21 protein-coding genes, 1 tRNA gene and 1 other RNA gene are annotated in these 24,414 nt (G+C 56.1%); 12 read left to right on the forward strand and 11 right to left on the reverse strand.

Annotated features, from left to right (window positions below; genetic code table 11):
• The first annotated feature begins 33 nt into the window (after positions 1–33).
• From bcsE to bcsG, 3 genes are read left to right on the forward strand one after another with little or no spacing between them, the layout of a single operon-like run.
• Positions 34–1,593 carry a cellulose biosynthesis protein BcsE gene (gene bcsE / locus MUU47_RS14070; protein WP_258988787.1) on the forward strand — a complete coding sequence of 520 codons (1,560 nt, stop codon included), beginning with the start codon at positions 34–36 and terminating at the stop codon, positions 1,591–1,593.
• On the forward strand, positions 1,590–1,787 hold the full coding sequence (bcsF, locus tag MUU47_RS14075) for a cellulose biosynthesis protein BcsF (RefSeq protein ID WP_159757300.1): 198 nt from the start codon (positions 1,590–1,592) through the stop codon (positions 1,785–1,787). Before bcsE ends, bcsF begins: the two co-directional genes overlap by 4 nt.
• A complete protein-coding gene (gene bcsG, locus MUU47_RS14080; RefSeq protein ID WP_258988788.1) occupies positions 1,780–3,459 on the forward strand; it encodes a cellulose biosynthesis protein BcsG in 1,680 nt (559 codons plus the stop codon). Before bcsF ends, bcsG begins: the two co-directional genes overlap by 8 nt.
• 60 nt (positions 3,460–3,519) lie before the next feature.
• Here bcsG and dppF read toward each other — a convergent pair whose 3' ends face one another.
• From dppF to dppA, 5 genes are all read right to left on the reverse strand, one after another.
• Positions 3,520–4,533: a dipeptide ABC transporter ATP-binding subunit DppF gene (gene dppF, locus MUU47_RS14085; protein WP_258988789.1), complete on the reverse strand. Its 1,014-nt coding sequence runs from the start codon at positions 4,531–4,533 to the stop codon at positions 3,520–3,522.
• Positions 4,530–5,513, reverse strand: a complete 984-nt coding sequence (dppD, locus tag MUU47_RS14090) for a dipeptide ABC transporter ATP-binding protein (RefSeq protein WP_258988790.1) — start codon at positions 5,511–5,513, stop codon at positions 4,530–4,532. Before dppD ends, dppF begins: the two co-directional genes overlap by 4 nt.
• Before the next feature lie 10 nt (positions 5,514–5,523).
• Positions 5,524–6,423 (reverse strand): dipeptide ABC transporter permease DppC, encoded by a 900-nt coding sequence (gene dppC / locus MUU47_RS14095; RefSeq protein WP_258988791.1) that lies wholly within the window; start codon positions 6,421–6,423, stop codon positions 5,524–5,526.
• 9 nt (positions 6,424–6,432) lie between these two features.
• Entirely contained in the window at positions 6,433–7,452 is a 1,020-nt protein-coding gene (gene dppB / locus MUU47_RS14100) for a dipeptide ABC transporter permease DppB (protein WP_258988793.1), read from the reverse strand.
• 161 nt (positions 7,453–7,613) lie between these two features.
• Positions 7,614–9,221: a dipeptide ABC transporter periplasmic-binding protein DppA gene (gene dppA, locus MUU47_RS14105; RefSeq protein ID WP_258988794.1), complete on the reverse strand. Its 1,608-nt coding sequence runs from the start codon at positions 9,219–9,221 to the stop codon at positions 7,614–7,616.
• Between the two features lie 615 nt (positions 9,222–9,836).
• On the opposite strand from dppA, the gene MUU47_RS14110 reads away from it, so the two are divergent.
• Entirely contained in the window at positions 9,837–10,229 is a 393-nt protein-coding gene (locus tag MUU47_RS14110) for a YybH family protein (RefSeq protein WP_258988795.1), read from the forward strand.
• 134 nt (positions 10,230–10,363) lie between these two features.
• On the opposite strand, the gene MUU47_RS14115 is transcribed toward MUU47_RS14110, so the two are convergent.
• The 5 genes from MUU47_RS14115 to MUU47_RS14135 all read right to left on the reverse strand — a co-directional run bounded on the left by MUU47_RS14115 (position 10,364) and on the right by MUU47_RS14135 (position 14,770).
• A non-coding RNA gene (locus MUU47_RS14115) (RtT sRNA) lies at positions 10,364–10,497 on the reverse strand.
• 34 nt (positions 10,498–10,531) lie between these two features.
• A tRNA-Pro gene (locus MUU47_RS14120) sits at positions 10,532–10,608 on the reverse strand.
• Between the two features lie 89 nt (positions 10,609–10,697).
• Positions 10,698–12,380 carry a kdo(2)-lipid A phosphoethanolamine 7''-transferase gene (eptB, locus tag MUU47_RS14125; RefSeq protein WP_258988796.1) on the reverse strand — a complete coding sequence of 561 codons (1,683 nt, stop codon included), beginning with the start codon at positions 12,378–12,380 and terminating at the stop codon, positions 10,698–10,700.
• Positions 12,381–12,624: 244 nt separating this feature from the next.
• Positions 12,625–13,827: an L-lactate MFS transporter gene (locus tag MUU47_RS14130; RefSeq protein WP_258988797.1), complete on the reverse strand. Its 1,203-nt coding sequence runs from the start codon at positions 13,825–13,827 to the stop codon at positions 12,625–12,627.
• A 232-nt stretch (positions 13,828–14,059) separates the two neighbouring features.
• Positions 14,060–14,770 (reverse strand): autotransporter domain-containing protein, encoded by a 711-nt coding sequence (locus MUU47_RS14135; RefSeq protein ID WP_258988798.1) that lies wholly within the window; start codon positions 14,768–14,770, stop codon positions 14,060–14,062.
• Positions 14,771–14,912: 142 nt separating this feature from the next.
• On the opposite strand from MUU47_RS14135, the gene tag reads away from it, so the two are divergent.
• Both tag and MUU47_RS14145 read left to right on the forward strand, forming a co-directional pair.
• Entirely contained in the window at positions 14,913–15,494 is a 582-nt protein-coding gene (tag, locus tag MUU47_RS14140; protein ID WP_258988800.1) for a DNA-3-methyladenine glycosylase I, read from the forward strand.
• Positions 15,472–15,912, forward strand: a complete 441-nt coding sequence (locus MUU47_RS14145; protein ID WP_258988802.1) for an N-acetyltransferase — start codon at positions 15,472–15,474, stop codon at positions 15,910–15,912. Before tag ends, MUU47_RS14145 begins: the two co-directional genes overlap by 23 nt.
• Here the strand turns inward: MUU47_RS14145 and MUU47_RS14150 are convergent.
• A complete protein-coding gene (locus MUU47_RS14150; protein ID WP_258988804.1) occupies positions 15,881–18,214 on the reverse strand; it encodes a molybdopterin guanine dinucleotide-containing S/N-oxide reductase in 2,334 nt (777 codons plus the stop codon). The two genes, MUU47_RS14145 and MUU47_RS14150, sit on opposite strands and share 32 nt — an antisense overlap.
• Before the next feature lie 167 nt (positions 18,215–18,381).
• On the opposite strand from MUU47_RS14150, the gene MUU47_RS14155 reads away from it, so the two are divergent.
• From MUU47_RS14155 to ghrB, 6 genes are all read left to right on the forward strand, one after another.
• Positions 18,382–19,044, forward strand: coding sequence for an OmpA family lipoprotein (locus tag MUU47_RS14155; RefSeq protein WP_258988806.1), 663 nt, complete (start codon positions 18,382–18,384; stop codon positions 19,042–19,044).
• A gap of 134 nt (positions 19,045–19,178) precedes the next feature.
• On the forward strand, positions 19,179–20,195 hold the full coding sequence (locus MUU47_RS14160; RefSeq protein WP_159769248.1) for a LacI family DNA-binding transcriptional regulator: 1,017 nt from the start codon (positions 19,179–19,181) through the stop codon (positions 20,193–20,195).
• A 109-nt stretch (positions 20,196–20,304) separates the two neighbouring features.
• Positions 20,305–21,051: a sugar phosphate isomerase/epimerase family protein gene (locus MUU47_RS14165; protein ID WP_258988809.1), complete on the forward strand. Its 747-nt coding sequence runs from the start codon at positions 20,305–20,307 to the stop codon at positions 21,049–21,051.
• Between the two features lie 2 nt (positions 21,052–21,053).
• Complete coding sequence (locus MUU47_RS14170) at positions 21,054–21,998, forward strand: sugar kinase (protein WP_258988811.1); 945 nt, start codon at positions 21,054–21,056, stop codon at positions 21,996–21,998.
• 104 nt (positions 21,999–22,102) lie between these two features.
• On the forward strand, positions 22,103–23,383 hold the full coding sequence (locus MUU47_RS14175; protein WP_258988813.1) for an MFS transporter: 1,281 nt from the start codon (positions 22,103–22,105) through the stop codon (positions 23,381–23,383).
• Positions 23,384–23,404: 21 nt separating this feature from the next.
• Entirely contained in the window at positions 23,405–24,376 is a 972-nt protein-coding gene (gene ghrB / locus MUU47_RS14180) for a glyoxylate/hydroxypyruvate reductase GhrB (protein ID WP_258988814.1), read from the forward strand.
• Positions 24,377–24,414 lie beyond the last annotated feature (38 nt).

The following is a 24,414-nucleotide window of genomic DNA, read 5'->3' on the forward strand; positions in this document are numbered from 1 at the left end:
AATACACAGTCAAACTTGCACACGAGGGACACCGTGGACCCTGTATTTTCACTTGGAATCCAGTCCTTATGGGACGAAGTTAGCCATATGCCTCTGGGTGGTGTTTGGTGGATCAATGTTGAACGTCGTGAAGACGCCGTGAGCCTGTTGAATCAGACGATTGCTGCGCAGAATTCTGATGCAAAAGTCGCCGCGATTACGATGGGAGAAAAACCGCAGAAGATAGTAAAATTAAATGGATCTCACGGTCCTGAAAAAATACGCCTTTTCAACATGCCAAAAAATGAAAATGGTCTATACTCGTTGCGCCAGGATCTGCTTTGCTCTATTGATCCGGCAAACCATATATTTATGTTGCTGTGTTCAGATAACGCCTGGCAGAATATTCCACCAGAACGCATAAAGAAATGGTTGAATAGCGCCCAGCGTTGGGCTAAATACTACCGTTGCTCGTTGCTTATTCTTAATCCAGGTAACAATACTGACGCACAACTTTCGCTATTACTGGCCGAGTATCGCTCGCTTTCCGGTTTAGCAAGCCTTCGTTTCCTGGGCGACAGTCATCTTTTGGATATTGCATTCTGGGCTAACGAAAAAGGTGTCAGTGCACGCCAACAGCTTCAGGTTAACTATATCGGTAAAACCTGGCAATTGGCCGAACGCGAAGAAACTGTGGTTCAACCGCGCAGCGATGAAAAAGATGTACTGAGCACCAAAAGTGCCCTCGAAGGCGCTCCGCCGCTGTCAGAACACTGGTCAGTCTTTGATACCAACGATGCGGTGTTTAACGCCGCGCGTACGGCTCAGGCTGCCACTGTGATTTTCACCGTCGAACAAACCAGCCAGATTGAACAACTCGCCCACGACATCCACTCGCTGCGTCGTCAACGCGGCAGCGCGATGAAAATTGTGGTGCGCGAAATCACCGCCAGCCTGCGAGCAACGGACGAACGTCTACTGCTGGGCTGCGGCGCGAATCTGGTTGTGCCATGGAATACGCCGCTGTCCCGCTGCCTGACGCTGGTCGAAAGCGTGCAGAAGCAGCAGTTCCAACGCCACGTGCCGGACGAAATCAGCACGCTGCTGTCGATGACCCAGCCGCTGAAACTTCGTGGCTATCAGAAGTGGGATATCTTCTGCAAAGCGGTACACAATATTATGAATAACCCGCTGCTGCCTGCCGATAACAAAGGTGTGATGGTAGCGTTGCGGCCAGTGCCGGGCCTGCGCGTGGAACAAGCGTTAACGCTGTGCCGCCCGAACCGCCTCGGCGACATCATGACCATTGGCGATAACCGCTTGGTGATGTTCCTGACCTTTTGTCGCATAAACGATTTGGATACGGCGCTGAACCACATCTTCCCGTTACCAACGGCCGATATTTTCTCGAACCGCATGATTTGGTTTGAAGATAAGCAGATTACGGCAGAAATCGTGGAAATGCGGGCGGTCACCGCCGATCGCTGGAATGCACCATTACCGATGACCACCGACAAAACGCCGGTGGTGAATGCCGTCCACGACGGGCACAGCTGGCGTCGTTACCCTAAACCTCATCGTCTTACCGACGCACAAGGAGGACAACCTCAATGATGTCAATTAGCGATATTATTCAGCTGGTTGTGCTGTGCGCATTGATTTTTTTCCCTCTGGGATACATGGCGCGTCACTTTCTGCGCCGCATTGAAACAACCTTCAGGTTGATGTTTTTTAGACCCCGTTATGTAAAACCGGCAGGCACACTGCGCCGGTCAGATTTCGTCAAGGCAAAGCAAAACGATGACTAACCCTACTCAAACCGCCGTCTCCTCATCGCCATTTTGGCAATACTGGCGCGGCCTTTCTGGATGGAACTTCTACTTTTTAGCGAAGTTTGGCCTGCTGTGGGCGGGATATCTTAATTTCCACGCCATGCAGAACCTGGTCTTTATGGCCTTTCTGCTGCTGCCTATTCCGAACAGAAAACTGCACAAAATCCGCCACTGGATTGCCATCCCCATAGGTTTTGCGCTGTTCTGGCACGATACCTGGCTGCCTGGCCCGGAAAGTATCATAAGCCAGGGATCGGAAGTCGCGGGCTTCAGCATGGGCTACGTTATCGACCTGGTGACGCGCTTTATTAACTGGCAGATGGTCGGTCTGTTCTTCGTCCTGCTGGTTGCCTGGATGTTCTTGACCCAATGGCTGCGCATCACGGTCTTCACCGTGGTCATCATGGTGTGGCTGAACCTCATTACCGTTGTCGGCCCGAACTTCTCGCTGTTCCCTGGCGGTCAGGCGACCGGTACGGTCACCACCACGGGCGGCACCGCGGCGGCAACCGTCGCCACGGCCGATGCGAAACCTGTTGTCGGCGATATTCCGGCACAAACTGCACCGCCGACGTCAGCGAACCTGAATGCCTGGCTTTCCAGCTTCTATGCTGCGGAGCAGAAGCGTCAGACTACGTTCCCTACGTCCCTGCCGGCAGATGCACAGCCGTTCGAACTGCTGGTTATCAATATCTGCTCCCTCTCATGGGATGACATTGAAGCCGCAGGTCTGATGCAGCATCCGCTGTGGTCGCACTTTGATATCGTGTTCAAACACTTTAACTCTGCCACCTCTTACAGCGGCCCGGCGGCGATTCGTCTGCTGCGCGCCAGCTGCGGTCAGCCTTCGCACACCAATCTTTACTCGCCGGCAGGCAAGCAGTGCTACCTGTTTGATAACCTGGCGGCGCTGGGCTTCAAAACGCAGCTGATGCTCGGCCACAACGGCGTGTTCGGTGACTTCCTGAAAGAGATGCGTAACTACGGTGATATCCAGGCGCCGCTGATGGACCAAAAAGGCCTGAAGCAGAGCCTGGTGGCGTTTGACGGTTCGCCGGTCTACGACGAACTCGACCAGCTTCACCGTTGGAATGAAAGCGAGCTGAAAGAACCGGGTACACGAACGGCGACGTTCTATAACATCCTGCCACTGCACGACGGGAACCACTTCCCGGGTCAGAGCAAAACGGCTGACTACAAAGTCCGTGCGCAGACGATGTTTGATGAGCTGGATACCTTCTTTACAGAGCTGGAAAAATCGGGTCGTAAAGTGATGGTCGTTATCGTGCCTGAACACGGTGGCGCGCTGAAAGGCGATAAAATGCAGGTGTCTGGTCTGCGTGATATCCCAAGCCCGAACATCACCAACGTCCCGACAGCGGTGAAATTCTTCGGCATGAAGGCACCGCATGAAGGTGCACCGATTGAAATCGATCAGCCAAGCAGCCTGCTGGCGGTATCGGAACTGGTGTCCCGCGCCGTCGACGGCAAGATGTTCACCGCGGACAGCGTGAACTGGGAAGAATTGACCAAAGGTCTGCCGCAGACGGCACCGGTGTCGGAGAACTCCAACGCCATCGTGATTCAGTACCAGAACAAACCGTACGTGAAACTCAACGGCGGCGACTGGGTACCTTACCCGCAGTAATCGCCAGCCACAAAAAAACCGCTCATCGAGCGGTTTTTTTTATGCCTGCAGGCCAGATAATCAGGCCAGTGGTTTTTCACCGTTTTCATCCTGGTCAACGGCAAAGCATGCCACCAGTTGTCCACCGTAGTCTTTAAGCTGGGGCTGCAACTGAGTGCAGGGGCCAAAGCGACGACGACAGCGGGCATTAAAGGCACAGCCCGGTGGCGGATTGAGCGGGCTCGGCAGTTCGCCGGTCAGCTTGATACGCTCGCGACGGTCATCCGGGTTCAGACGCGGCGTCGCCGACAGCAGCGCCTGGGTGTACGGGTGGCGCGGATTATTGAAAATCTGGTCCTTGCTGCCCTTCTCCACACAGCGACCGAGGTACATCACCATCACTTCGTCAGCGATGTGTTCCACCACCGACAGGTCGTGAGAGATGAACACATACGACAGCCCCATGTCCTGCTGCAAATCCATCATCAGGTTCAGCACCTGCGCACGCACGGAAACGTCGAGTGCAGAAACCGGCTCATCGGCAATCACCACGTCCGGGTCCAGCATCAGGCCGCGGGCAATGGCAATACGCTGGCGCTGACCGCCGGAGAACATGTGCGGATAGCGGTCGTAATGCTCGGTTTTCAGGCCAACTTTGGCCATCATTTCCAGCACTTTCGCCTTGCGCTCCGCTTTGTTCAGCGTGGTGTTAATTTGCAACGGCTCTTCGAGGATCTGGCTGACTTTCTTACGCGGGTTCAGCGATCCGTACGGGTTCTGGAACACAATCTGGATTTTCTGGCGACGTAGCTTTTCCGCGGTGGCGTCGGGTTGAAGCAGATCCTGGCCCTGATAGTACAGCTCACCGCCGGTCGGGACTTCGATCATCGTTAGCAGGCGGCCGAGCGTGGATTTCCCACAGCCGGACTCCCCCACCACCGCCAGCGTTTTACCGCGTTCGAGGGTGAACGATACGCCGTCGAGGGCTTTCACCAGGCGTTCTGGGGCAAAAAAGCCCTTCCTCACCGGGTAGTGTTTTTTCAGGTCGATAGCCTGCAACAACGGCTGTTGCGAGGTGGCCTCAGGCGTACTCATAATGTTGGCCTCCCGGCATCATCGAGGGGGTAATGGCATTTGGACTGACGACCGCCGTCGACGGCATTCAGTTCCGGTTCTTCAGCACGACATCTGTCGGTAGCATACGGGCAGCGCGGGTTGAGCAGGCAGCCGTTCGGGCGGTCATACTTGCCCGGAACGACGCCCGGCAACGAGGCCAGACGCGCTTTATCCTGCGCAAACTCCGGCAGCGCACGCAGCAGTGCCTGAGTGTACGGGTGACGCGGCGCGCGGAAGATATCCTGCGCGGCCCCAGTTTCCACCACCTGGCCTGCGTACATCACGATGATTTTGTGTGCCGCTTCTGCCACCAGCGCCAGGTCGTGCGTAATCAGCACCAGCGCCATGTTCTCTTTCTGCTGCAGCTCCAGCAGCAGCTCGATGATTTGCGCCTGAATGGTGACATCCAGTGCGGTAGTTGGTTCATCGGCAATCAGCAGCTTTGGCCGACAGGCAATCGCCATCGCAATCATCACGCGCTGGCTCATCCCACCGGAGAGCTGGTGCGGATAAACATCCAGACGCGAAGCCGCATCAGGAATGCCCACCAGGTTCAGCAGGTCGATAGCCCGCTGACGACGCGTTTTCTTGTTACCGCCCTGATGCACCTTAATCGCTTCCATAATCTGGAAACCGACGGTGTAGCACGGGTTGAGGCTGGTCATCGGATCCTGGAAAATCATTGCCACTTCCGCGCCCACCAGTTGGCGGCGTTCTTTTTCGGAAATGCGCTTCAGGTCGCGACCGTTAAACTCCAGTTTTTCCGCCATCACGCGGCCGGGGTAATCAATCAGTCCCATGATCGCCAGCGAGCTGACGGATTTACCGGAACCAGATTCCCCAACGATGCCGACCACTTCGCCCTGCTTTACGCTATAGCTGATGCGGTCCACGGCGCGAAATGGGGTGCCAACGTCTCCGAAGTGCACCGATAATTTATCTACATTTAATAACGCCATCTCGTGCCTCTTACTGCTTCAGTTTGGGATCCAGCGCGTCACGCAGACCGTCGCCCATCAGGTTAAATGCCAGCACCGTAAGCAGGATCGCCAGACCCGGGAAGGTCACGACCCACCAGGCGCTTTGCGCGAACTGCAACACGTCGGAGAGCATGGTGCCCCACTCCGGTGTTGGCGGCTGCGCACCCATGCCAAGGAAGCCAAGAGCGGCCATATCGAGAATGGCGTTCGAGAAACCGAGCGACGCCTGAACAATCAGCGGCGCAAGACAGTTTGGGAGAATGTTGACGAACATCTGACGCATTGCGCCCGCACCCGCCACACGAGAAGCGGTTACGTAGTCGCGATTGACCTCCACCATTACTGCCGCACGGGTTAATCGCACGTAGTGAGGCAGGGCCACAAAGGTTAGCGCCAACGCAGCGTTACCGATGGACGGACCGAAAATCGCCACCAGTACCAGAGCCAGCAGCAGGCTTGGCAGGGCCAGCATGATGTCGACGATGCGCATGATGATGTTATCAATGATGCCGCCGAAATAGCCTGCCACCAGCCCGAGCACGACGCCCAGAACCAGCGACAGCACCACCACCAGACAGCCCACCAGCAGCGACAGTCGCGCACCGTACATTAAGCGTGACAGCACGTCGCGACCGACATCGTCAGTGCCGAGCAGATGCGACAGCGTGCCGCCTTCCTGCCAGAACGGTGGCGCCAGCAGCGAATCACGGAACTGATCCGCCGGGTTATACGGCGAGAGGACGTTGGCGAAAATAGCGATGAGCATAACCACCACCACATACACCAGACCAACAACCGCCCCTTTATTACGTTTGAAATAGTGCCAGAACTCCTGCAATGGGGTCATTGGCACCGGTGCAGCAACTTTATTTTCAGTGACTTGTGACATGATGGCCCCTTACTTCCTATGACGAATACGCGGGTTCACCACGCCGTACAGCAGGTCGACCAGCAGGTTAACGAGGATAATCATCGTCGCAACCAGCAGGACCCCGCCTTGCACAACCGGATAATCACGGCGCTGCAGGGCATCAATCAGCCAGCGCCCAAGGCCCGGCCAGGAGAAGATCGTTTCGGTCAGAATCGCACCCGCCAGCAGCGTGCCGACCTGCAGACCGATAACCGTCACTACCGGCAGCATGGCATTACGCAGCGCATGCACAATGATGACGCGCATCCGAGTCAGGCCCTTCGCACGCGCGGTACGGATATAGTCTTCGCCCAGCACTTCCAGCATCGCCGAACGGGTCATACGCACGATGACCGCCAGAGGAATGGTGCCGAGCACCACCGCAGGCAGCACCATGTGCGCCAGAGCATCGATGAAGTTACCCGGTTCGCCCCAGATGGCGGTATCAATCAACATGAAGCCGGTTAACGGCAGCGTGTCATCGAGGAACACCGAATCGCTAATACGCCCGGAGACCGGCGCCAGATTCAGCTGTACCGACACCAGCATGATGAGCATCATGCCCCACCAGAAAATCGGCATTGAGTAGCCGGTCAGCGCGAGGCCAACGGCGGTGTGATCGAAGATGGAACCGCGCTTAACCGCCGCCAGCACGCCGACGGGAATGCCCACCGCAACAGCGAAAATCATTGCGCAGACGCCAAGTTCCAGCGTGGCTTTAAAGCGCGGTACGAATTCGTCCCATACCGGCAGACGGCTCTTCAGCGAGATCCCTAAATCGCCGTGAAGTACGCCCCAGATATAATGGAGATACTGTTGCCACATTGGCTTATCAAGGCCCATGGCAGCCAGAAGCTGTGCGTGACGCTCAGGGGAAATACCGCGCTCACCGGCCATTATCATCACCGGGTCACCGGGGATCATATGGACAAAGGCAAAGGTCAGCAGGGTAATACCGATAAAGGTCGGGATAACTAATCCCAGACGTCGGAGGATGAACTGCAACATAACCCGGATTCTCTCTCATGACGTTCTGCCTGGCGACAGCACGTCTGTATTGCTCACAACTGCCGGGTGGCGCTGCGCTTACCCGGCCTACATTCGTAGGCCCGTGCAGGCGCAGCGTCGCCGGGCATAGAGGGGCACTCGCGTACCCCTTACATTTTTAATTATTCGATGGAGACGTTTTCGAAGTGGTGCTTACCTAATGGATCAACCACATAGCCTTTGACTTCTTTACGCACTGGCTCGTACACGGTGGAGTGAGCGATGATCAGCGCTGGAGCCTGGTCATGCATCACTACCTGAGCCTGTTTGTACAGTTCAATACGCTTGTTGTGATCTTCAGCCGCACGAGCAGGTTGAATCAGGTCTTCAAACGGCTTGTAGCACCAGCGAGAATAGTTAGAACCGTCTTTCGCCGCAGCACAGCTGAACAGGGTCGCGAAGAAGTTATCCGGATCCCCATTGTCGCCGGTCCAGCCCATCATGACGGTCTGGTGCTCGCCCGCTTTGGCGCGTTTCAGATACTCGCCCCACTCGTAGGTCACGATGTTGGCTTTCACGCCTACTTTCGCCCAGTCAGCCTGAATCATCTCAGCCATACGGCGAGCGTTCGGGTTGTACGGACGCTGTACCGGCATCGCCCACAGGTCAATGCTGAAACCATCCGCATGGCCAGACTCTTTCAGCAACGCTTTGGCTTTTTCCGGATCGTAGGTGTAATCCTTCACATCGTCGTTATAGCCCCACATGGTTGGTGGGATCAGGTTCTTGGCAGCAACGCCCGCGCCCTGATAAACGGCTTTAATAATTGCCTCTTTGTTCACCGCGTACGTCAGCGCCTGACGAACTTTCACGTCATCCAGCGGTTTCTTCTCGGTGTTAAAGGAGAGGTAGCCCACGTTCAGGCCAGCCTGCGACAGCAGGTTGATGTTTTTGTCCTGCTTCATGCGAGCGATGTCAGCCGGGTTCGGGTACGGCATCACCTGGCATTCGTTTTTCTGCAGTTTGGCGTAACGGACGGACGCATCTGGGGTGATAGAGAACACCAGGCGGTCGATCTGCGGTTTGGTACCCCAGTAGCCCGGGAACGCTTTGTACAGAATACGGGAGTCTTTCTGGTACTGCAGCAGCTGGAATGGACCGGTACCGATTGGGTTCAGGTCGATTTTCTCCGGCGTGCCGGCTTTCAGCATGTTGTCTGCGTACTCTTTTGACAGAATCGATGCAAAGTCCATCGCCAGGTCGGCGAGGAACGGTGCTTCTGGACGCGTCAGCACGAACTGAACGGTATTATCGTCCACTTTCTTCACTTCGCTAATCAGGTCCGGCAGGCCCATGCCTTCAAAGTATTCATAGCTGCCGCCAGACACTTTGTGGTACGGGTTTTTGTCGTTTTTCTGACGGTCGAAGGAGAACACGACGTCATCGGCGTTGAAGTCACGCGTCGGTTTGAAATCTTTGTTGTCCTGCCACTTCACGCCTGGGCGCAGGTGGAAGGTGTAGGTTTTGCCGTCGGCGCTGACATCCCACTTCTCTGCCAGACCTGGGATAATTTCCGTGGTGCCGGTTTTGAATTCAACCAGGCGGTTGTAGATAGGCACGGAGCTTGCGTCATAAGTCGTACCAGAGGTGAACAGCTGTGGGTTAAAGCCTTCCGGCGAGCCTTCAGAACAGTAAACCAGGGTTTTGGCCTGCACGCTTGCCGCCACAGTCAAGGCCACAAGGCTAAGACCAAGCTTCAGCATCCCTGACTTTTTCAAGGAAATACTCATTATTCTGCTCCAAATGTGATGTTTGTTTGTTGTGTTTTCCGCCAGACCTTTATTTGTTTTTTAACCGGTCTGTTCGGTAGTGCCCGAAGGCGTTAAAAGGGTTGGAGATTCCTTTCAGAAGAGCGACTGAGTAGCAGCGCAGATTCTCCCTGAAATGCCCCTCATGCCCTACAATCTGTCAACAGAATGTGCAAACGTCAATACAGGTAACCGGGATTTACATCAACGGTGAGAATCCTCAGACAAAGATTAAAAAAACTTCTGAAGGGTATTCTCAGCAGGGAAATTTATGCTACGCGCTTAACAGCAGCACAATCATCTTCACACCTTGCAATAACCAGTGATTAACAATTGTGCGAATTGCTGAAAATTTCTGGCGAAATGGCGATAATCTGAGCGATTAATAGCGTGAACGTTAAAACGCACAGGCGAAAATGCTGAGGTTATCCATTAGTAACGCAAGAAAAAGGCTAACCAAATATAAAAAAATACAATGGAAAATGTCACAAAACGGTTATCTGACGATGCGAAGAGAGGATGGTGAGGATTTTTGACGGTTATGGTGCGAGTGTAGAGAAAGCAGGTTCATTCAAAAACAGCAGAGGAATATAGAGCATGACTTCACATCCACTACGTCAGGTTATCGAGGCATGTGATAAGGCGATATCGGCAAAAGATTACGACGCCCTGATGGTGCATTATGCGGAAGATGCCGCTCTGGTGGTGAAACCCGGGATGACCGTTCAGGGCAAAGAGGCAATTCGCAAAGCCTTCATCGCGATCGCAGACTATTTTCAGGGCCAGCTGGTTGTTGAGCAGGGTGAAATGCAGGTCATCGAGGGGGCGGGTAATGCGCTGGTCATTATGGAAACCAGGCTGCGTTTTCCGGGCGGCGACGGAGCCTCTGTCGAAATCACCCGCCGTGCGACTTACGTATTCCGCCAGGAAGACAACGGACGCTGGCTATGCACGATTGATAATTCGTATGGCACGGAGCTGTTGGGGTAATTCATTGCCGGGTGGTACTTCGCTTGCACGGGCCTACAAACCCCGGAACGCCCGTAGGTCCGGTCAGCGCAGCGCCACCGGGCAAAAAACACGAGACGTAAAAAAACCGCTCAAAAGAGCGGTTTTTTCGAATGTGGTCGGCGAGAGAGGATAACTCGCCACTGCGTGGCTCGCCCTTCGGGCCGTTGCTGAAGCAACGTTGTCTCGCTTCGCTCGGCTCAAACCTCCTTCCCCGGAGCTTCTTCATCCTCTCCGGGCTACAGACGTAAAAAAACCGCTCAAAAGAGCGGTTTTTTCGAATGTGGTCGGCGAGAGAGGATTCGAACCTCCGACCCACTGGTCCCAAACCAGTTGCGCTACCAAGCTGCGCTACTCGCCGATGCGGGCCGAATGTTACTGCTGCGATTCGACCCCGTCAATCCCTTTTCAGCAAAAGCCTTGTTGATCGGCGAGAAACTCGCCGTCTCATTACTGACTTTTAGCCGGGACGTGACACCAGTTGTTATTCTCGTTAATCCCGCCGTCTGGCGAAGTGTATCCGAGGCAACCCATGATGGTGTCATACAATTCCACGTGACGACGCGGTACCTTCATGTCAGCTTCCTTTTTCAGCTGCGTAAACGCCTGCTGATGCGCCGGGTTTTCCAGATACTTATCAGACATCCATACCAGCATCGGCACACGGAACTGCTCAGGCGGAGCTAGCATGCGCGGCGTACCGTGCAGGTGCTCTTTCTCGTTGATCGACTCACCGTGGTCGGCAGCATAGAAGACGATGGCCTTCTTGTCGCGCAGCTGATCCAGTACGTCGCTGATAAAGGTATCAACGTACAGCACCGAGTTGTCATAGGCATTGATCATCTCCTTCTTACTGCATTCGTCGTTGATACCAACGCACTCCGGCTGCCATTTTGCAAAATCGCGGGTGTAGCGCTGGTAGTAACTCCAGTGCGAGCCCTTGGTGTGCAGGATGATCAAATGCTTGCCGTTCGGATGGTTTTCCAGCGACTGCGCAATTTCCGGCAGCAGCAGTTTGTCAGCCACGTCTTTGCCACGGTTACGCGGCTCGGCGCCAATCTGCTCGCGATAAGCAATGTTGTCAGCCATGGTGTTGCTGTAGAACCAGATTTCACTCTGCATGGCGAACAGGTCTGAGCTAAAGCCCAGCTGTTTCAGCACCGCAAACACGTTCTGCTCCTTCAGCGTACGCTGAGGGTTATCCTCTGCCCCGCCCTCGCGTACAAACATGCAGCGCAGTGAAAGCTTGGTGGCCGTGTCGCAGGACGTGCCGCGATAGGCGACCAGGTTTTTCTCTTGCGACAGCTTCGGTGTGGTATTGCGGTCATAGCCCAGAATGCCCATGTGATCCCAGCGGGTGGTTTCGCCGATGATAAACACCACGTAGGTATCATCCAGATCCTTGCCCGGTGCCACATAAGTGTATTTTTTCGCCGGGTTAATCAGAGAACGACTGTCAGAGGATTCATCGACCTGCGCCCAGGCGTACAGGCCCAGCGCGGATACCCAGTTCGATGGCAAATAGGAATTGGCAATGATGCCGCCGTAACTCGGCGCATCGCCCTGAGACGTTTTCTCGACCTGTTTTTGGTGACGATCCATTAATCGGATCGGGGCCCAGACCAACAGGCCAGCCATCACCACTACGGCGATATTACGCACGCGCTGCCCGCGAGTACGCAGTTGGCGTTGCAGCGTATAACGGCAACGGTTGCTCCAGATGAAGAATAGCGGCGGGAGGCTCGCCAGTACCGTCCACATCATCAGGCCACGCCCGACGACTTCTTTAGACAGGTCAACGTCGGTGGTCATCACTGACGCCACGATACCGTAGCCAATCACCACGTTCATAAAGGTCATGTAGTAGCTGGCGGCAACGGAAATAATGACCACCAGCGAGGTCAGAATCTGCCACGGACGGCGGCCCAGAATGGAGATCAGACGTAACAAACAGAACGTGACCAGTACCGAGCCGCAGAGTTCGATGATGGCAAAAATGCCATTCACTACGCTGGGATTTTCAAGATAGCCCATCAGCCGTCGCACTAATACCGCGCCGTTAAGGAACAGACCGATATACAAGGCGATGAACAGGCACAACCGCTGTTGTGTTAAAGATTTAATATAATTCATGCAAACAAACCCTGGGAAAAGGGGCACAAAAAACCGACTTAGCTATCGGCAAGACAGTAAGTAGATTAAGGAATCGCGTAAGGAACAGTTATCAGAAACGTCTATAAGCGCAGTGAGTAGACCATAGCGCAGAGAAAAAGTGTCGTCAGGAAGTGTGATCCGGGCAATATTTACAAAAATAATGGCCCGGATCGAAAGATTTATGGCAGGAATGTGTTACCGGCAGGGATTATGCCGTTCAATATCAGGCATGAGCCTCTTCAAACACTTCACGATTTGGCTGACGAATGGTGGTCGACAGCGCCAGAGACAGAATCAGCAGCGCGAAGATGACGCAGAAGGTCACGTAGAAGCCGCCGAACAGGGACGCAATGATCGAACCGCAGATGCTACCAATCCCGAAGCCGAGATAAATCACGCCGTAGTTTTTCGCCAGATTGTTCAGGCCGAAGAACTCGCTCACCAGCGACGGGAACACGGTGATGGTGCCGCCGAAGTTGAAGGCCACGCAGGCAATCGCTGCGAAGAAGGTCATCGCATTCAGCGGAGCAAACAGCAGCGCCGCCATGCCGACCAGGGAAATCACCTGACCGATGGTGATAACACGGATACGGGCAATTTTGTCGGACAGAATACCGAGCACCAGGCGGCCACTCAGGTTGGCGATGGAAATCACGGTGACCGCGTTCGCCGCCGTCATCACGTCCAGATGCACCATGCCCTGGGCAATATCTTTCGCCACGCCAATCACGTACAGACCGCTCATGCAGGCCGTCAGGAACATCACCGCCAGCATCCAGTACTGTGGTTTACGCATTGACTGTGCCAGGCTGAAGTCGTTCTCTACCACGCCGTTGGTGGTTTTAACTTCCTGCAGCGGCGCGTCTTTCATCAACGTTGCACCGAACACAATCATCACCAGCACAATCGCGCCCCAGATGATAAAGGTTTTTTCCAGGCCGACGCTCGCCAGCAGCTGGCTGTCGATGAATTTGAAGCCCAGGCTACCCAGGCCATACGCGCCAATGGAAAACGCGGAAATCAGCCCTTTACGCTCCGGGAACCATTTCACGCAGTTCGACAGCGTCAGCAGATAACCTGCCCCGTCCGCCAGACCAACCAGCACCCCGGCGCTCAGCCACAGCATCATCAGATTATTAGCATGCGCAGTGAGGAAGAAGCCCAGGCCGAGCAGGATCCCGGAGGCCATGGTGACGCGCTTCACGCCAAAACGCTCTTGCAGTTTACCGGCTACGGACGAGGAAATCGCCAGGCCGAGGCTTAACAGACCGAAGGAAAACGCGACCTGGCTGATAGGCTCATCGAGCTTGGCGGACAGCGCGCCGTTAAACAGGCTCCAGGTGTAAACCGAACCGAGTGCAAATTGGGTGATGATGGTTCCAACCAGCGTCAGCCAGCGGGTAGAAGGACGGATTGCAGTATTCATGGGCGTATATGCCTTATCAAAATTAACTGCAGCTAAAATAACGAAGTGCATTTCAGGCAGGGTTAAAAAAGGCATGAACTGCCGTCAGTGCGGAATGAAATGCACTGAGAGGAGAATGAATGACATTGCCAAAATAAAAACGAGGGAAAAGTTAGTGTTAACTATCACGGCAGAGCGCGTAAACACTGTGAATAAATGGAGCTGAACATGTGTTTATGACGATAACAGCATGTTAAAAACGGGCGCTCAATCCCATGATGTAAAGATAATTGGCCCCTTCACTCATATTATCGGCCTGGGACAGTGATGCATACGCCGCCACGTGCTGATTAAGCAGCATATCGGCGCCCACGGTCACATCGACCCAATTTCCGTCCTGCGTGGATGTCGGGGTGCGGTTCAGGCCCGATTGCGACTTCCATTGATTATCACCAAACTGCTGGTTGTAGCTGATTTGTGCCCACGGATGCACACCCCACAGTGGCTGCGAGTCGAGGCGCCAGCCCAGTGTGCTGCTGCTGGCATGCCACATCGGGTCGGTCAGCGCCGTAGTGCTGGTCCCGCTGTCGCCAAATTCATTCCAGGTCGATGTGGCAGACCCATCATAATGCCAGCTCGCCACCGGCCCGGTGGTGAACAACGCGCTCAGCGGAATATTCCAGACCATGCTCAGCGTGCGGGTCACATCCAGCGGGGTATCATCAGGTAGATTCATCGCCATACCCGGCTGAACTTGCGTCGCGCTGATGCGTTCCGCCAGAATGTCGTCATAACGCGGTTGGTGATCGCTATCCCAGGTATAGCGTTCCGGCATATTACTTTGTGGGTCAGTAACGATATATTCCTGTTGCCAGGCGAAAGCTGATGTCGCAAGAGACATCCACACAAAAACAGATGCCGGGTAGAGACCACCCCGGTAGCCATTGCATCTTTTAATCATCATTTGGCGACTCCGAAAGAGCCGAATCCGGCATTGTTGTTATGATTTTTTACGCGAGTGCGTATTACTAAATATTGTCATTTTATTTCTGCCGTCAAGGCAGGTTGAACATTTCTTCATCGACATCAAAAAGTGGGAGAGTGAGATGGAACGTTGCGGTTGGGTAAGTCAGGACCCGCTTTACATTGCCTATCACGATAGCGAATGGGGCGTGGCCCAGCGGGATAATCAAAAGCTGTTTGAAATGATCTGCCTTGAAGGCCAACAGGCCGGGCTTTCCTGGATAACGGTGCTGAAAAAGCGTGAAAACTATCGCGACGCGTTTCACCACTTCGACCCGATAAAAGTGGCGGCCATGGGTGACGCCGACGTCGAGCGACTGGTGCTCAACGCCGGGATCATTCGCCATCGCGGAAAAATTCAGTCAATTATTGGCAACGCCCGCGCATTCCTTGCCATGGAAGCCAACGGCGAACCGTTTGCCGATTTCGTCTGGTCGTTTGTCGATAACCACGCGCAGGTAACGCGCGCCGCGACGCTGGCAGAAATCCCCACCAGCACGCCCGCGTCGGATGCGCTGTCGAAGGCGCTAAAAAAGCGCGGCTTTAAGTTTGTCGGCACCACCATCTGCTACTCCTTTATGCAGGCCTGCGGGCTGGTCAACGACCATGTCACCGCATGTTTCTGCCATCCTGGAGGCGACGATGATCCGCAAATGGCAAAGTAGCGACCGCCAACCCCTGCTGACGCTGTGGCTGGAGAGCACTATTTTTGCGCATCCGTTTATCGAGGAAAGCTACTGGCATGAGAGCGAACCGCTGGTGCGCGATGTGTACCTCCCCGCCGCGCATACGTGGGTGTGGGAAGAGGACGGTGTGGTGCAGGGGTTTATCAGCGTGATGGACCAGCGCTTTGTCGGCGCGCTGTTTGTCGCGCCCGCCTGTATCGGACGCGGCATTGGCCGGGCGCTGCTCGCGTATGTCTGCGACCGCTACCCGGAATTAAGCCTTGAGGTGTACCAGAAAAACAGCCGGGCGGTGAATTTCTACCATGCGCAGGGTTTCCGTATTCAGGACAGCGCATGGCAGGATGAAACCCGGCAGCCGACCTGGATTATGCGTTGGCAGGCGGATCGAATGCTGTAAGCGTGGGCACTGGTCCGTGGTATTTCTCCAGCCACGCCAGCGCGGTATTTCCCGCACAGCCGTTGCCGAGCTTCGAACTCGGGAGATCTTTGGTCAGCACGTTGACCGCGCCATTCTTACAGATGCCCCCGGCCTGATTATCGAGATCCGGCCATGCCCCTTCGTGCAGACAGATAATGCCAGGGCGAATCCCCTCGGTCACGACCGCGCCCGCCAGAACCTGCCCTCGCCCGTTCCACACGCGCACCAGGTCACCGTCGACAATGCCCCGCGCTTTCGCGTCGTCAGGATGCAGCGTCAACGGCTCACGCCCCGCCACCGCGTATTTCTCGCGCAGCCGCGTATGATTCAACTGACTGTGCAAACGGTGCGCCGGATGCGCCGACAACAACTGTAGCTGCCCTGCCTGCGCATTACCGTGCCACTCGTCCGGCTCAAGCCAGGTCGGGTGCCCAGGGCAATCGGCATAATTAAAACCGGCGATCCGCTGGGAATAAATTTCTATTTTTCCGCTGTCGGTTTTTAACGGATTGGCCTGCGGATCTTCGCGGAAGGCGGCGAAACGGATGAACCTGGCATTCTGCTCGCTCTCCGGCATCTCAATCAGCTGATTGGCTTCCCAGAATTGCTGGAACGGAGGAAGCGTCACTTGCTGGCTCGCGCCGCGCTGTCCGGCAATCTCGTAAAAGGTTTCCAGCCACTCCAGACAGCTTTTGCCTTCGGTGAAGCGCTCGCGGCCGCCCGCTTCCCAGCGTTCGCTCAGTTCGGCAAACACCTCCCAGTCATCTCGCGCCTCATCCCGTGGCGCGACCACGCGTTTCATCGGGACCAGATGCTGGTTGCTGTAATCCCCTGTCATGGTCAAATCGTTGCGCTCGAACGAGGTGGTCGCCGGTAGCACGATGTCCGCATGGCGTGCAGCGCCGGTCCAGAAACACTCAGAGATAACGATCAGTTCCGGCTTCTGCCAGGCGCGAATCAGGCGGTTGGTATCCTGATGATGGGTAAAGTTGGCGCCACCCGCCCACCAGACAAAACGGATATCCGGGAAGTGTCTGTCCATGCCGTTGTGCTGATATGGCGCGCCGGGGTTTTCCAGCGCTTCGACAATGCGCGCCACCGGGATTTTATCCACCGCATCGGTGCCATTGGCGACGCTGCCCTGCATCGAGGCCAGCACCGCCGCGCGTCGGGTTGGGTTCCCGCCGTTGGAGAAATGATAAGAGAGGCCAAAACCGCCGCCCGGTGTGCCAATCTGGCCGAGCATGGCGGCCAGTGTGACCAGCATCCAGTGCTTCTGCTCGCCAAACTGCTGGCGCTGCATACCCCAACCGGACATCAGCATGGTGCTGTTTTGATGGAAAACCTCCGCCAGTTCGCGGATTTTCGGCGCATCAATGCCGCAGATGTCTGCCGCCCATTCGGCGGTTTTCGCCACGCCGTCGCGCTCGCCGGTCAGGTATTCAGCGAACTGGGCGTAGCCGGTAGTACAGCGTTCCAGGAACGTCGTATCGTGCCAGTTATTTTCCACCAGCGTATGGGCAATGCCGAGCATCAGCGCCACGTCGGTGCCCATGTGTGGGGCCAGCCACTCCATCGATTCCCCGAAGAAATCGACGGTTTCCGAACGCATCGGATCGATACAAATCAGCCGCTTGCCGCTGTTTCGTAGCTGAGTGAAAAAGGTCATACCCTGCTCGTCGGAGGCGTTCCACGCAATTTTCAGGGTGTTGAGCGGATTCGCGCTCCACAGCACCACCACGTCGGTATGTTCCAGAATCAGCGGCCAACTGGTCTGCTGCTGATACACCTCATTGCCGCCGACCACGTATGGCATAATCGCCTGCGCTGCACCGGTGGAATAATCCCCCAGATGCCCGGTATAACCGCCGGCGAGGCTCATGTAACGCTGTAACAGCGTCGCCGCTTTGTGCAGCACGCCGTTCGAGCGCCAGCCGTAGGAACCCGCAAAAATCGACGCCGGGCCGTGGGTCTCGCGAATACGTTGATGCTGGGCATGAATCAGATCCAGCGCCTCGTCCCAGCTCACCCGAACAAACTCATCCTGCCCGCGCACGCCCTGTGGGCTGTCCGGCGAGGTCAAAAAACCTTTACGCACCATCGGATAGCGCACCCGCGTTTTGCTGTGCACCTGGTCGCGTACCGCGCTTTGCAGCGAGTTCTCAAAGGTTCCAGAAAGCGCACCGCGAGACGCCAGCACAGTATCGCCATCGGTTTCGACCAGCATGGGCCCCCAGTGGGCGGCGGTCAGAATGGTTTTTGTTGCAGATGAGTTGGCCAAAACAGGCTCCTGGTTGACGGATGCAGGTGTTACGACGGCGATTTTTTCATCACCGTTCCATTTATTTACATATTTTCGGATCGTTCTGGAATTTTCCTCACAATCGGGCGTCATAATCAACCGCCACGTTTGCGCTGGTAAAGAATAAAAAGGATTAAGGAAAGAAGATGAAAAAACGCGTAATCATAATTGCTGCAATGGTAAGCGGCGCGCTGGCCCTGTCAGGCTGTACCACCAACCCTTACACCGGCGAACGTGAAGCCGGAAAATCCGGCATTGGTGCGGGTATTGGCGCACTGGCGGGAGCGGGTATCGGCATGCTCTCTTCCTCCAAACACGATCGCGGCAAAGGCGCATTGATCGGCGCCGCAGCAGGCGCAGCCGTTGGTGGTGGCGTCGGTTATTACATGGATGTGCAGGAAGCCAAGCTGCGCGAAAAAATGCAGGGCACAGGCGTCAGCGTCACCCGTAATGGTGACAACATCGTGCTGAACATGCCGAATAACGTCACCTTCGACAGCAGCAGCGCCAACCTGAAACCGGCCGGGGCCAACACCCTGACCGGCGTGGCGATGGTGCTGAAAGAGTACGAAAAAACCGCAGTTAACGTGGTCGGCTACACCGACAGCACCGGCGGCCAGGAGCTGAACATGCGTCTGTCCCAGCAGCGTGCCGATTCAGTAGCCAGCTCCCTTATCACCCAGGGCGTCACCGCGAACCGCATCCGCACCAGCGGAATGGGGCCAGCGAATCCTGTCGCCAGCAACAGCACCGCCGAAGGGAAAGCGCAGAACCGTCGCGTAGAAATCACCCTCAGCCCGCTGCAGTAATCGTTGTGCCGGGGAGGGTTTCGCCGCCCCGGCCAGCGCTTTCGACGAAAAGGCCCGCCAGCGCCAGCATTAACGGCTTGCCATCGCTTATTTTCGCGCTAAGGTGTTCACACATTCAGGTGAAGGAAGCCCTCATGGCGAACAAGGCGCGAGCCACCATCAGCGACGTGGCGAAAGCGGCAAAAACGGGTAAGACCAGCGTTTCGCGTTATCTTAACGGCGAAAAGCATCTACTTTCAGACGCCCTTCTGGCGCGAATCGAACACGCTATTGCTGAACTCGACTATCGTCCAAGCCTGATGGCACGGGGCCTGAAGCATGGCCGCACTCGCCTCATTGGACTTATCATCGCCGATATCACCAATCCCTATTCCGTCAACGTATTAAGCGGGATCGAAGCCGCCTGTCGCGAACAGGGGTTTACGCCGCTGGTGTGTAACACCAATAACGAAGTGGATCAGGAACGACACTATCTCGATTTACTGCGCAGTTATCAGGTGGAAGGGATCGTGGTTAATGCCGTAGGAATGCACGAAGAAGGCCTGAGTCGCCTGCAACAGTCGGCCCTGCCGATGGTGCTTATTGACCGAAAAATTCCGGATTTTGCCTGCGACGTGGTCGGGCTGGATAACACCCAGGCCGCCACTACCGCCACTGAACACCTCGTCGATCAGGGATTTGAAGCCCTGCTGTTTCTCAGCGAACCACTCGGGAGCGTCAACACCCGACGCGAACGCCTGGCCGCCTACCGCACCACGCTGGCTCGCTATCCGGGCATCAGCGCTGAAAACGCCGAAGTGCCATTGAACGACGGCGCACTCATCGATAACGCGCTGCGTCAGTTCCACGCTACCCATCGCGGAATGCGCAAAGCGGTCATTTCCGCCAACGGCGCGCTGACGCTACAGGTGGCACGCTCGCTCAAACGCCTGGGCCTGCACTGGGGCAGCGATATCGGCCTGCTCGGTTTTGACGAACTGGAATGGGCTGAGCTAGCGGGAGTGGGCATTACCACGCTCAAACAGCCGACCTGGAAAATCGGCTATGCCGCCGTAGAGCAGGTGGTGCGCCGGATCGAAGGCAGTAGCGACCCGATCCGCGAACAGGTTTTCTCCGGCGAACTGATCGTCCGGGGATCCACCAGCCGCTAATTCCCCTGTGATGACGATCATAAATTAGACAACGCTGCCTTTTCTTTGGAACCGGTTCCATCTAGCGTAATACAGAGAAACCCACTCTTATTTCGTTCTGGAGTCCCGGATGGCAAGAAAAATCATCGTCGTCACTGCCGCCTATGGCCGCGACCGCGTGAAGGCCCTCGGAGGGCAGCACGGCGTGCTGTCCATCATTGCGGCGGCAGGTGCTGACGGCGTCGAAATCCGCCGAGAACTGTTTACTCCGCAGGAGATCGACACCCTGCCACAGCTGGCGGCTGACATCTCTCAGCACAACCTGATGGCCTGCTATTCCGCGCCGGAAGGGCTGTTTGAGACCGACGGTAATCTGAACCCCAATCTCCGCGCATTGCTTCTGGAAGCTCAAGCCCTGAACGCCGCCTGGCTGAAACTCTCTTTAGGTCATTTCACGCAGCCTGCCGCGCCGGAAACGCTGCGCGCCATTCTGGCCGACAGCCCGGTGGCGCTGGTGATTGAAAACGACCAGACCGACTGCGGCAAACTGGCCCCGATGCAGCGCTTCCAGGCCGCCGTACGCGTACATGCGTTACCGATTCGTCTGACGTTTGATATGGGCAACTGGCTGTGGCTGGGCGATTCCCCGGAACAGGCCGCACAGCGGCTGGCCCCGAACGTGGGCTACGTTCACGTCAAAGCCGCTGAACCGCACCATGACGGCTGGCGGGCGATAACCCCGGACGACAACCCGCGTTGGGCCGCCCTGCTCAACGCCTTGCCTGACAACGTACCGCGCGGTATCGAATTTCCGCTTGAAGGCGACGATCTGGTGGCCGTCACCCGTCGCTATGTTCGCTGGTTACGCGAGGAATAAGCATGAATCAGACACTGGATGTGATCACTATCGGTGAAGCCATGGCGATGTTTGTCGCCCAGAAAACCGGGCCGCTCAGCCAGGTTGAGTCATTTATCAAACGCGTGGCCGGGGCAGAGCTGAATGTCGCCACCGGCCTGGCGCGCCTCGGACTTAACGTCAGCTGGGTCAGCCGGGTGGGTGATGACAGCTTCGGCGAGTTCGTGCTGGACTCGCTCAAACAGGAAGGCATTGATAGCGCAGGCGTCACCGTCGACGGGCGTTATCCCACCGGTTTTCAGCTGAAATCTAAAGTCGAAAATGGAACCGATCCCATTGTGGAATACTTCCGCAAAGGCTCCGCCGCCAGCCATCTCAGCAAAGATGATTTCGATTCCGCGCACTTTCTGTCAGCCCGTCATTTGCACCTCAGCGGCGTGGCGGCCGCGTTATCTGGCAGCGCCTACGAACTGCTCGATCACGCCGCGAATGACATGAAACGCGCCGGGAAAACGCTCTCTTTTGACCCAAATCTGCGGCCGGTGCTGTGGAGAAGCGAAGCGGAAATGGTCGAGAAACTGAATCATCTCGCCTGCCAGGCCGACTGGGTATTACCGGGGCTGAAAGAGGGATTCATTCTGACCGGACAGCGCACGCCGGAGGGCATTGCTGATTTTTACCTGAGCCGTGGCGTAAAAGCGGTGGTGATTAAAACCGGGGCCGACGGCGCGTGGTACCAAAGCGCGGATGGCAAGCATGGCAGCGTAACCGCCGAAAAAGTGGAAAACGTCGTCGATACCGTGGGCGCAGGCGATGGCTTCGCAGTCGGCACGATCAGCGCCCTGCTGGAAGGCAAAACCCTGGCGCAGGCGGTCTCGCGCGGTAACAAAATTGGTTCGCTGGCGATTCAGGTCCAGGGCGACAGCGAAGGATTACCCACCCGGGAAGCGCTCGGCGAGGCCGGGTAATCCCTTTACCACACACCGGACGGCTGCAACCGAAACACCCAAACAACGCTACCCTGTACCCTACATACCGCGGTAGCCATTTCCTCAGTAACAGAGGCACGCTTATGAACCGTTCAAATCCTGCCACGAAGCGCTGGCTGTACATCATGCCCATCGTGTTTATCACCTACAGCCTGGCGTATCTCGACCGCGCTAACTTCTCATTTGCCTCCGCCGCGGGGATCAACGACGACCTCGGCATCACCAAAGGCGTGTCCTCGCTGCTCGGCGCGCTGTTTTTCCTCGGCTATTTCTTCTTCCAGATCCCCGGTGCGATGTACGCCGAACGCCGCAGCGTGCGCAAACTGATTTTTGTGTGCCTGATCCTGTGGGGCGGCTGTGCCTCGCTGACCGGGATGGTCAGTAATATCCCAATGCTGGCGGCGATCCGCTTTATTCTGGGCGTGGTCGAAGCCGCAGTGATGCCGGCGATGCTGATTTACATCAGCAACTGGTTCACCAAATCAGAACGCTCACGCGCCAACACTTTCCTGATCCTCGGCAACCCGGTGACGGTGCTGTGGATGTCGGTGGTGTCGGGCTATCTGATTCAGTCCTTCGGCTGGCGTGAGATGTTTATCTTTGAAGGTATCCCGGCGGTGATTTGGGCTTTCTGTTGGTGGGTGCTGGTGAAAGACAAACCTGCGCAGGTGGGCTGGCTGTCTGAAGCGGAAAAATCTGCGTTGCAGGAACAGCTCAATCAGGAGCAACAGGGCATCAAAGCGGTGCGTAACTACGGTGAAGCCTTCCGCTCGCGGAACGTCATTCTGCTGTGCCTGCAATATTTTGCCTGGAGCATCGGGGTGTATGGCTTCGTGCTGTGGCTGCCGTCCATTATTCGCAGCGGCGGTGAAAACTTAGGCATGGTGGAAGTGGGCTGGTTGTCAGCGGTGCCGTATCTGGCCGCCACCATCGCCATGATCCTCGCCTCCTGGGCCTCCGATAAGATGCAAAACCGTAAGCTGTTCGTCTGGCCATTGCTGCTGATTGGCGGCCTGGCGTTTATTGGTTCCTGGGCCGTCGGGGCCGATCATTTCTGGATGTCCTACAGCCTGCTGGTGATTGCAGGTGCCGCGATGTACGCCCCATACGGGCCGTTCTTCGCCATTGTGCCGGAGATGTTGCCGCGTAACGTAGCCGGTGGCGCGATGGCGCTTATCAACAGCATGGGTGCGCTCGGCTCGTTCTTCGGCTCCTGGTTTGTCGGCTACCTCAACGGCGCAACCGGCACGCCATCTGCCTCTTACATATTTATGGGGGTGGCACTTTTCGTCTCAGTGTGGCTGACTTTAATTGTTAAGCCTGCTAATAATCAGAAGCTTCCCGTCGGCGCACGCCACGCTTAAACCCTTTATCTGGAGAAAGGAATGAAACCGTCCGTCATTCTCTACAAAGCATTACCTGACGATTTGCAACGCCGCCTTGAGGCGCATTTTTCAGTCACAAAAGTGCCGAACCTGGACGCGGATACCGTTCAGAATCACGCCGACGCGTTCAAAAATGCCGAGGGCCTGCTTGGCTCAAGCGAAAAAGTGGACGCCGCGCTGCTGGATAACATGCCCGCCTTGCGCGCCACCTCCACCATTTCCGTCGGCTACGACAATTTCGATGTCGATGCGCTGAATGCCCGCCGCGTATTGCTGATGCACACCCCAACCGCCCTGACCGAAACCGTGGCCGACACGCTGATGGCGTTGATCCTGAGCAGCGCGCGCCGGGTGGTCGAAGTGGCCGAACGCGTGAAAGCAGGCGAATGGACCAAAGGCATTGGCCCGGACTGGTTTGGCACCGACGTGCACCACAAAACCATTGGTATTGTCGGGATGGGCCGCATTGGTCTGGCGCTGGCGCAGCGCGCGCATTTCGGTTTCGGTATGCCGGTTTTGTACAACGCGCGTCGTCAGCATAAAGAGGCGGATGAACGCTTTAACGCGCGCCATTGCGACCTCGACACCCTGCTCCAGGAAGCGGATTTTGTCTGTTCAATCCTGCCGCTGACTGACGAAACTCGTCACCTGTTCGGCGCCGCCGAGTTCGCCAAAATGAAGTCATCGGCCATTTTCATTAACGCCGGACGAGGCCAGGTGGTGGATGAAAATGCGTTAATCGCCGCGTTAAAGGCAGGCGAAATCCATGCGGCGGGTTTAGATGTGTTCGAGCAGGAACCGCTGCCGGTTTCGTCAGAATTGCTCAAGCTGCCCAACGTCGTGGCGCTGCCGCATATCGGTTCTGCCACCCATGAGACGCGCTACAACATGGCGGCCACGGCGGTCGATAATCTGATTGATGCGTTAAACGGAAAGATTGAGAAGAACTGCGTGAACCCGCAGGTGAAATGAGAAAGAGACCGGGTGACAGGACGCCACCCGGTTTTATA

The organism is Scandinavium hiltneri, assembly GCF_024764835.1.
Lineage (GTDB): Bacteria > Pseudomonadota > Gammaproteobacteria > Enterobacterales > Enterobacteriaceae > Scandinavium > Scandinavium hiltneri.

Bases quoted from the DNA above. Each gene is read 5' to 3' on its own strand.
- eptB (WP_258988796.1), bottom strand. From the start codon at position 12,380: ATGAATTATATTAAATCTTTAACACAACAGCGGTTGTGCCTGTTCATC.
- dppA (WP_258988794.1), bottom strand. From the start codon at position 9,221: ATGAGTATTTCCTTGAAAAAGTCAGGGATGCTGAAGCTTGGTCTTAGC.
- tag (WP_258988800.1), top strand. From the start codon at position 14,913: ATGGAACGTTGCGGTTGGGTAAGTCAGGACCCGCTTTACATTGCCTAT.
- bcsF (WP_159757300.1), top strand. From the start codon at position 1,590: ATGATGTCAATTAGCGATATTATTCAGCTGGTTGTGCTGTGCGCATTG.
- MUU47_RS14160 (WP_159769248.1), top strand. From the start codon at position 19,179: ATGGCGAACAAGGCGCGAGCCACCATCAGCGACGTGGCGAAAGCGGCA.
- bcsG (WP_258988788.1), top strand. From the start codon at position 1,780: ATGACTAACCCTACTCAAACCGCCGTCTCCTCATCGCCATTTTGGCAA.
- dppC (WP_258988791.1), bottom strand. From the start codon at position 6,423: ATGTCACAAGTCACTGAAAATAAAGTTGCTGCACCGGTGCCAATGACC.
- MUU47_RS14165 (WP_258988809.1), top strand. From the start codon at position 20,305: ATGGCAAGAAAAATCATCGTCGTCACTGCCGCCTATGGCCGCGACCGC.
- MUU47_RS14130 (WP_258988797.1), bottom strand. From the start codon at position 13,827: ATGAATACTGCAATCCGTCCTTCTACCCGCTGGCTGACGCTGGTTGGA.
- MUU47_RS14135 (WP_258988798.1), bottom strand. From the start codon at position 14,770: ATGATGATTAAAAGATGCAATGGCTACCGGGGTGGTCTCTACCCGGCA.
- dppF (WP_258988789.1), bottom strand. From the start codon at position 4,533: ATGAGTACGCCTGAGGCCACCTCGCAACAGCCGTTGTTGCAGGCTATC.
- ghrB (WP_258988814.1), top strand. From the start codon at position 23,405: ATGAAACCGTCCGTCATTCTCTACAAAGCATTACCTGACGATTTGCAA.
- dppD (WP_258988790.1), bottom strand. From the start codon at position 5,513: ATGGCGTTATTAAATGTAGATAAATTATCGGTGCACTTCGGAGACGTT.
- MUU47_RS14155 (WP_258988806.1), top strand. From the start codon at position 18,382: ATGAAAAAACGCGTAATCATAATTGCTGCAATGGTAAGCGGCGCGCTG.
- dppB (WP_258988793.1), bottom strand. From the start codon at position 7,452: ATGTTGCAGTTCATCCTCCGACGTCTGGGATTAGTTATCCCGACCTTT.
- MUU47_RS14145 (WP_258988802.1), top strand. From the start codon at position 15,472: ATGATCCGCAAATGGCAAAGTAGCGACCGCCAACCCCTGCTGACGCTG.
- MUU47_RS14175 (WP_258988813.1), top strand. From the start codon at position 22,103: ATGAACCGTTCAAATCCTGCCACGAAGCGCTGGCTGTACATCATGCCC.
- MUU47_RS14170 (WP_258988811.1), top strand. From the start codon at position 21,054: ATGAATCAGACACTGGATGTGATCACTATCGGTGAAGCCATGGCGATG.
- MUU47_RS14110 (WP_258988795.1), top strand. From the start codon at position 9,837: ATGACTTCACATCCACTACGTCAGGTTATCGAGGCATGTGATAAGGCG.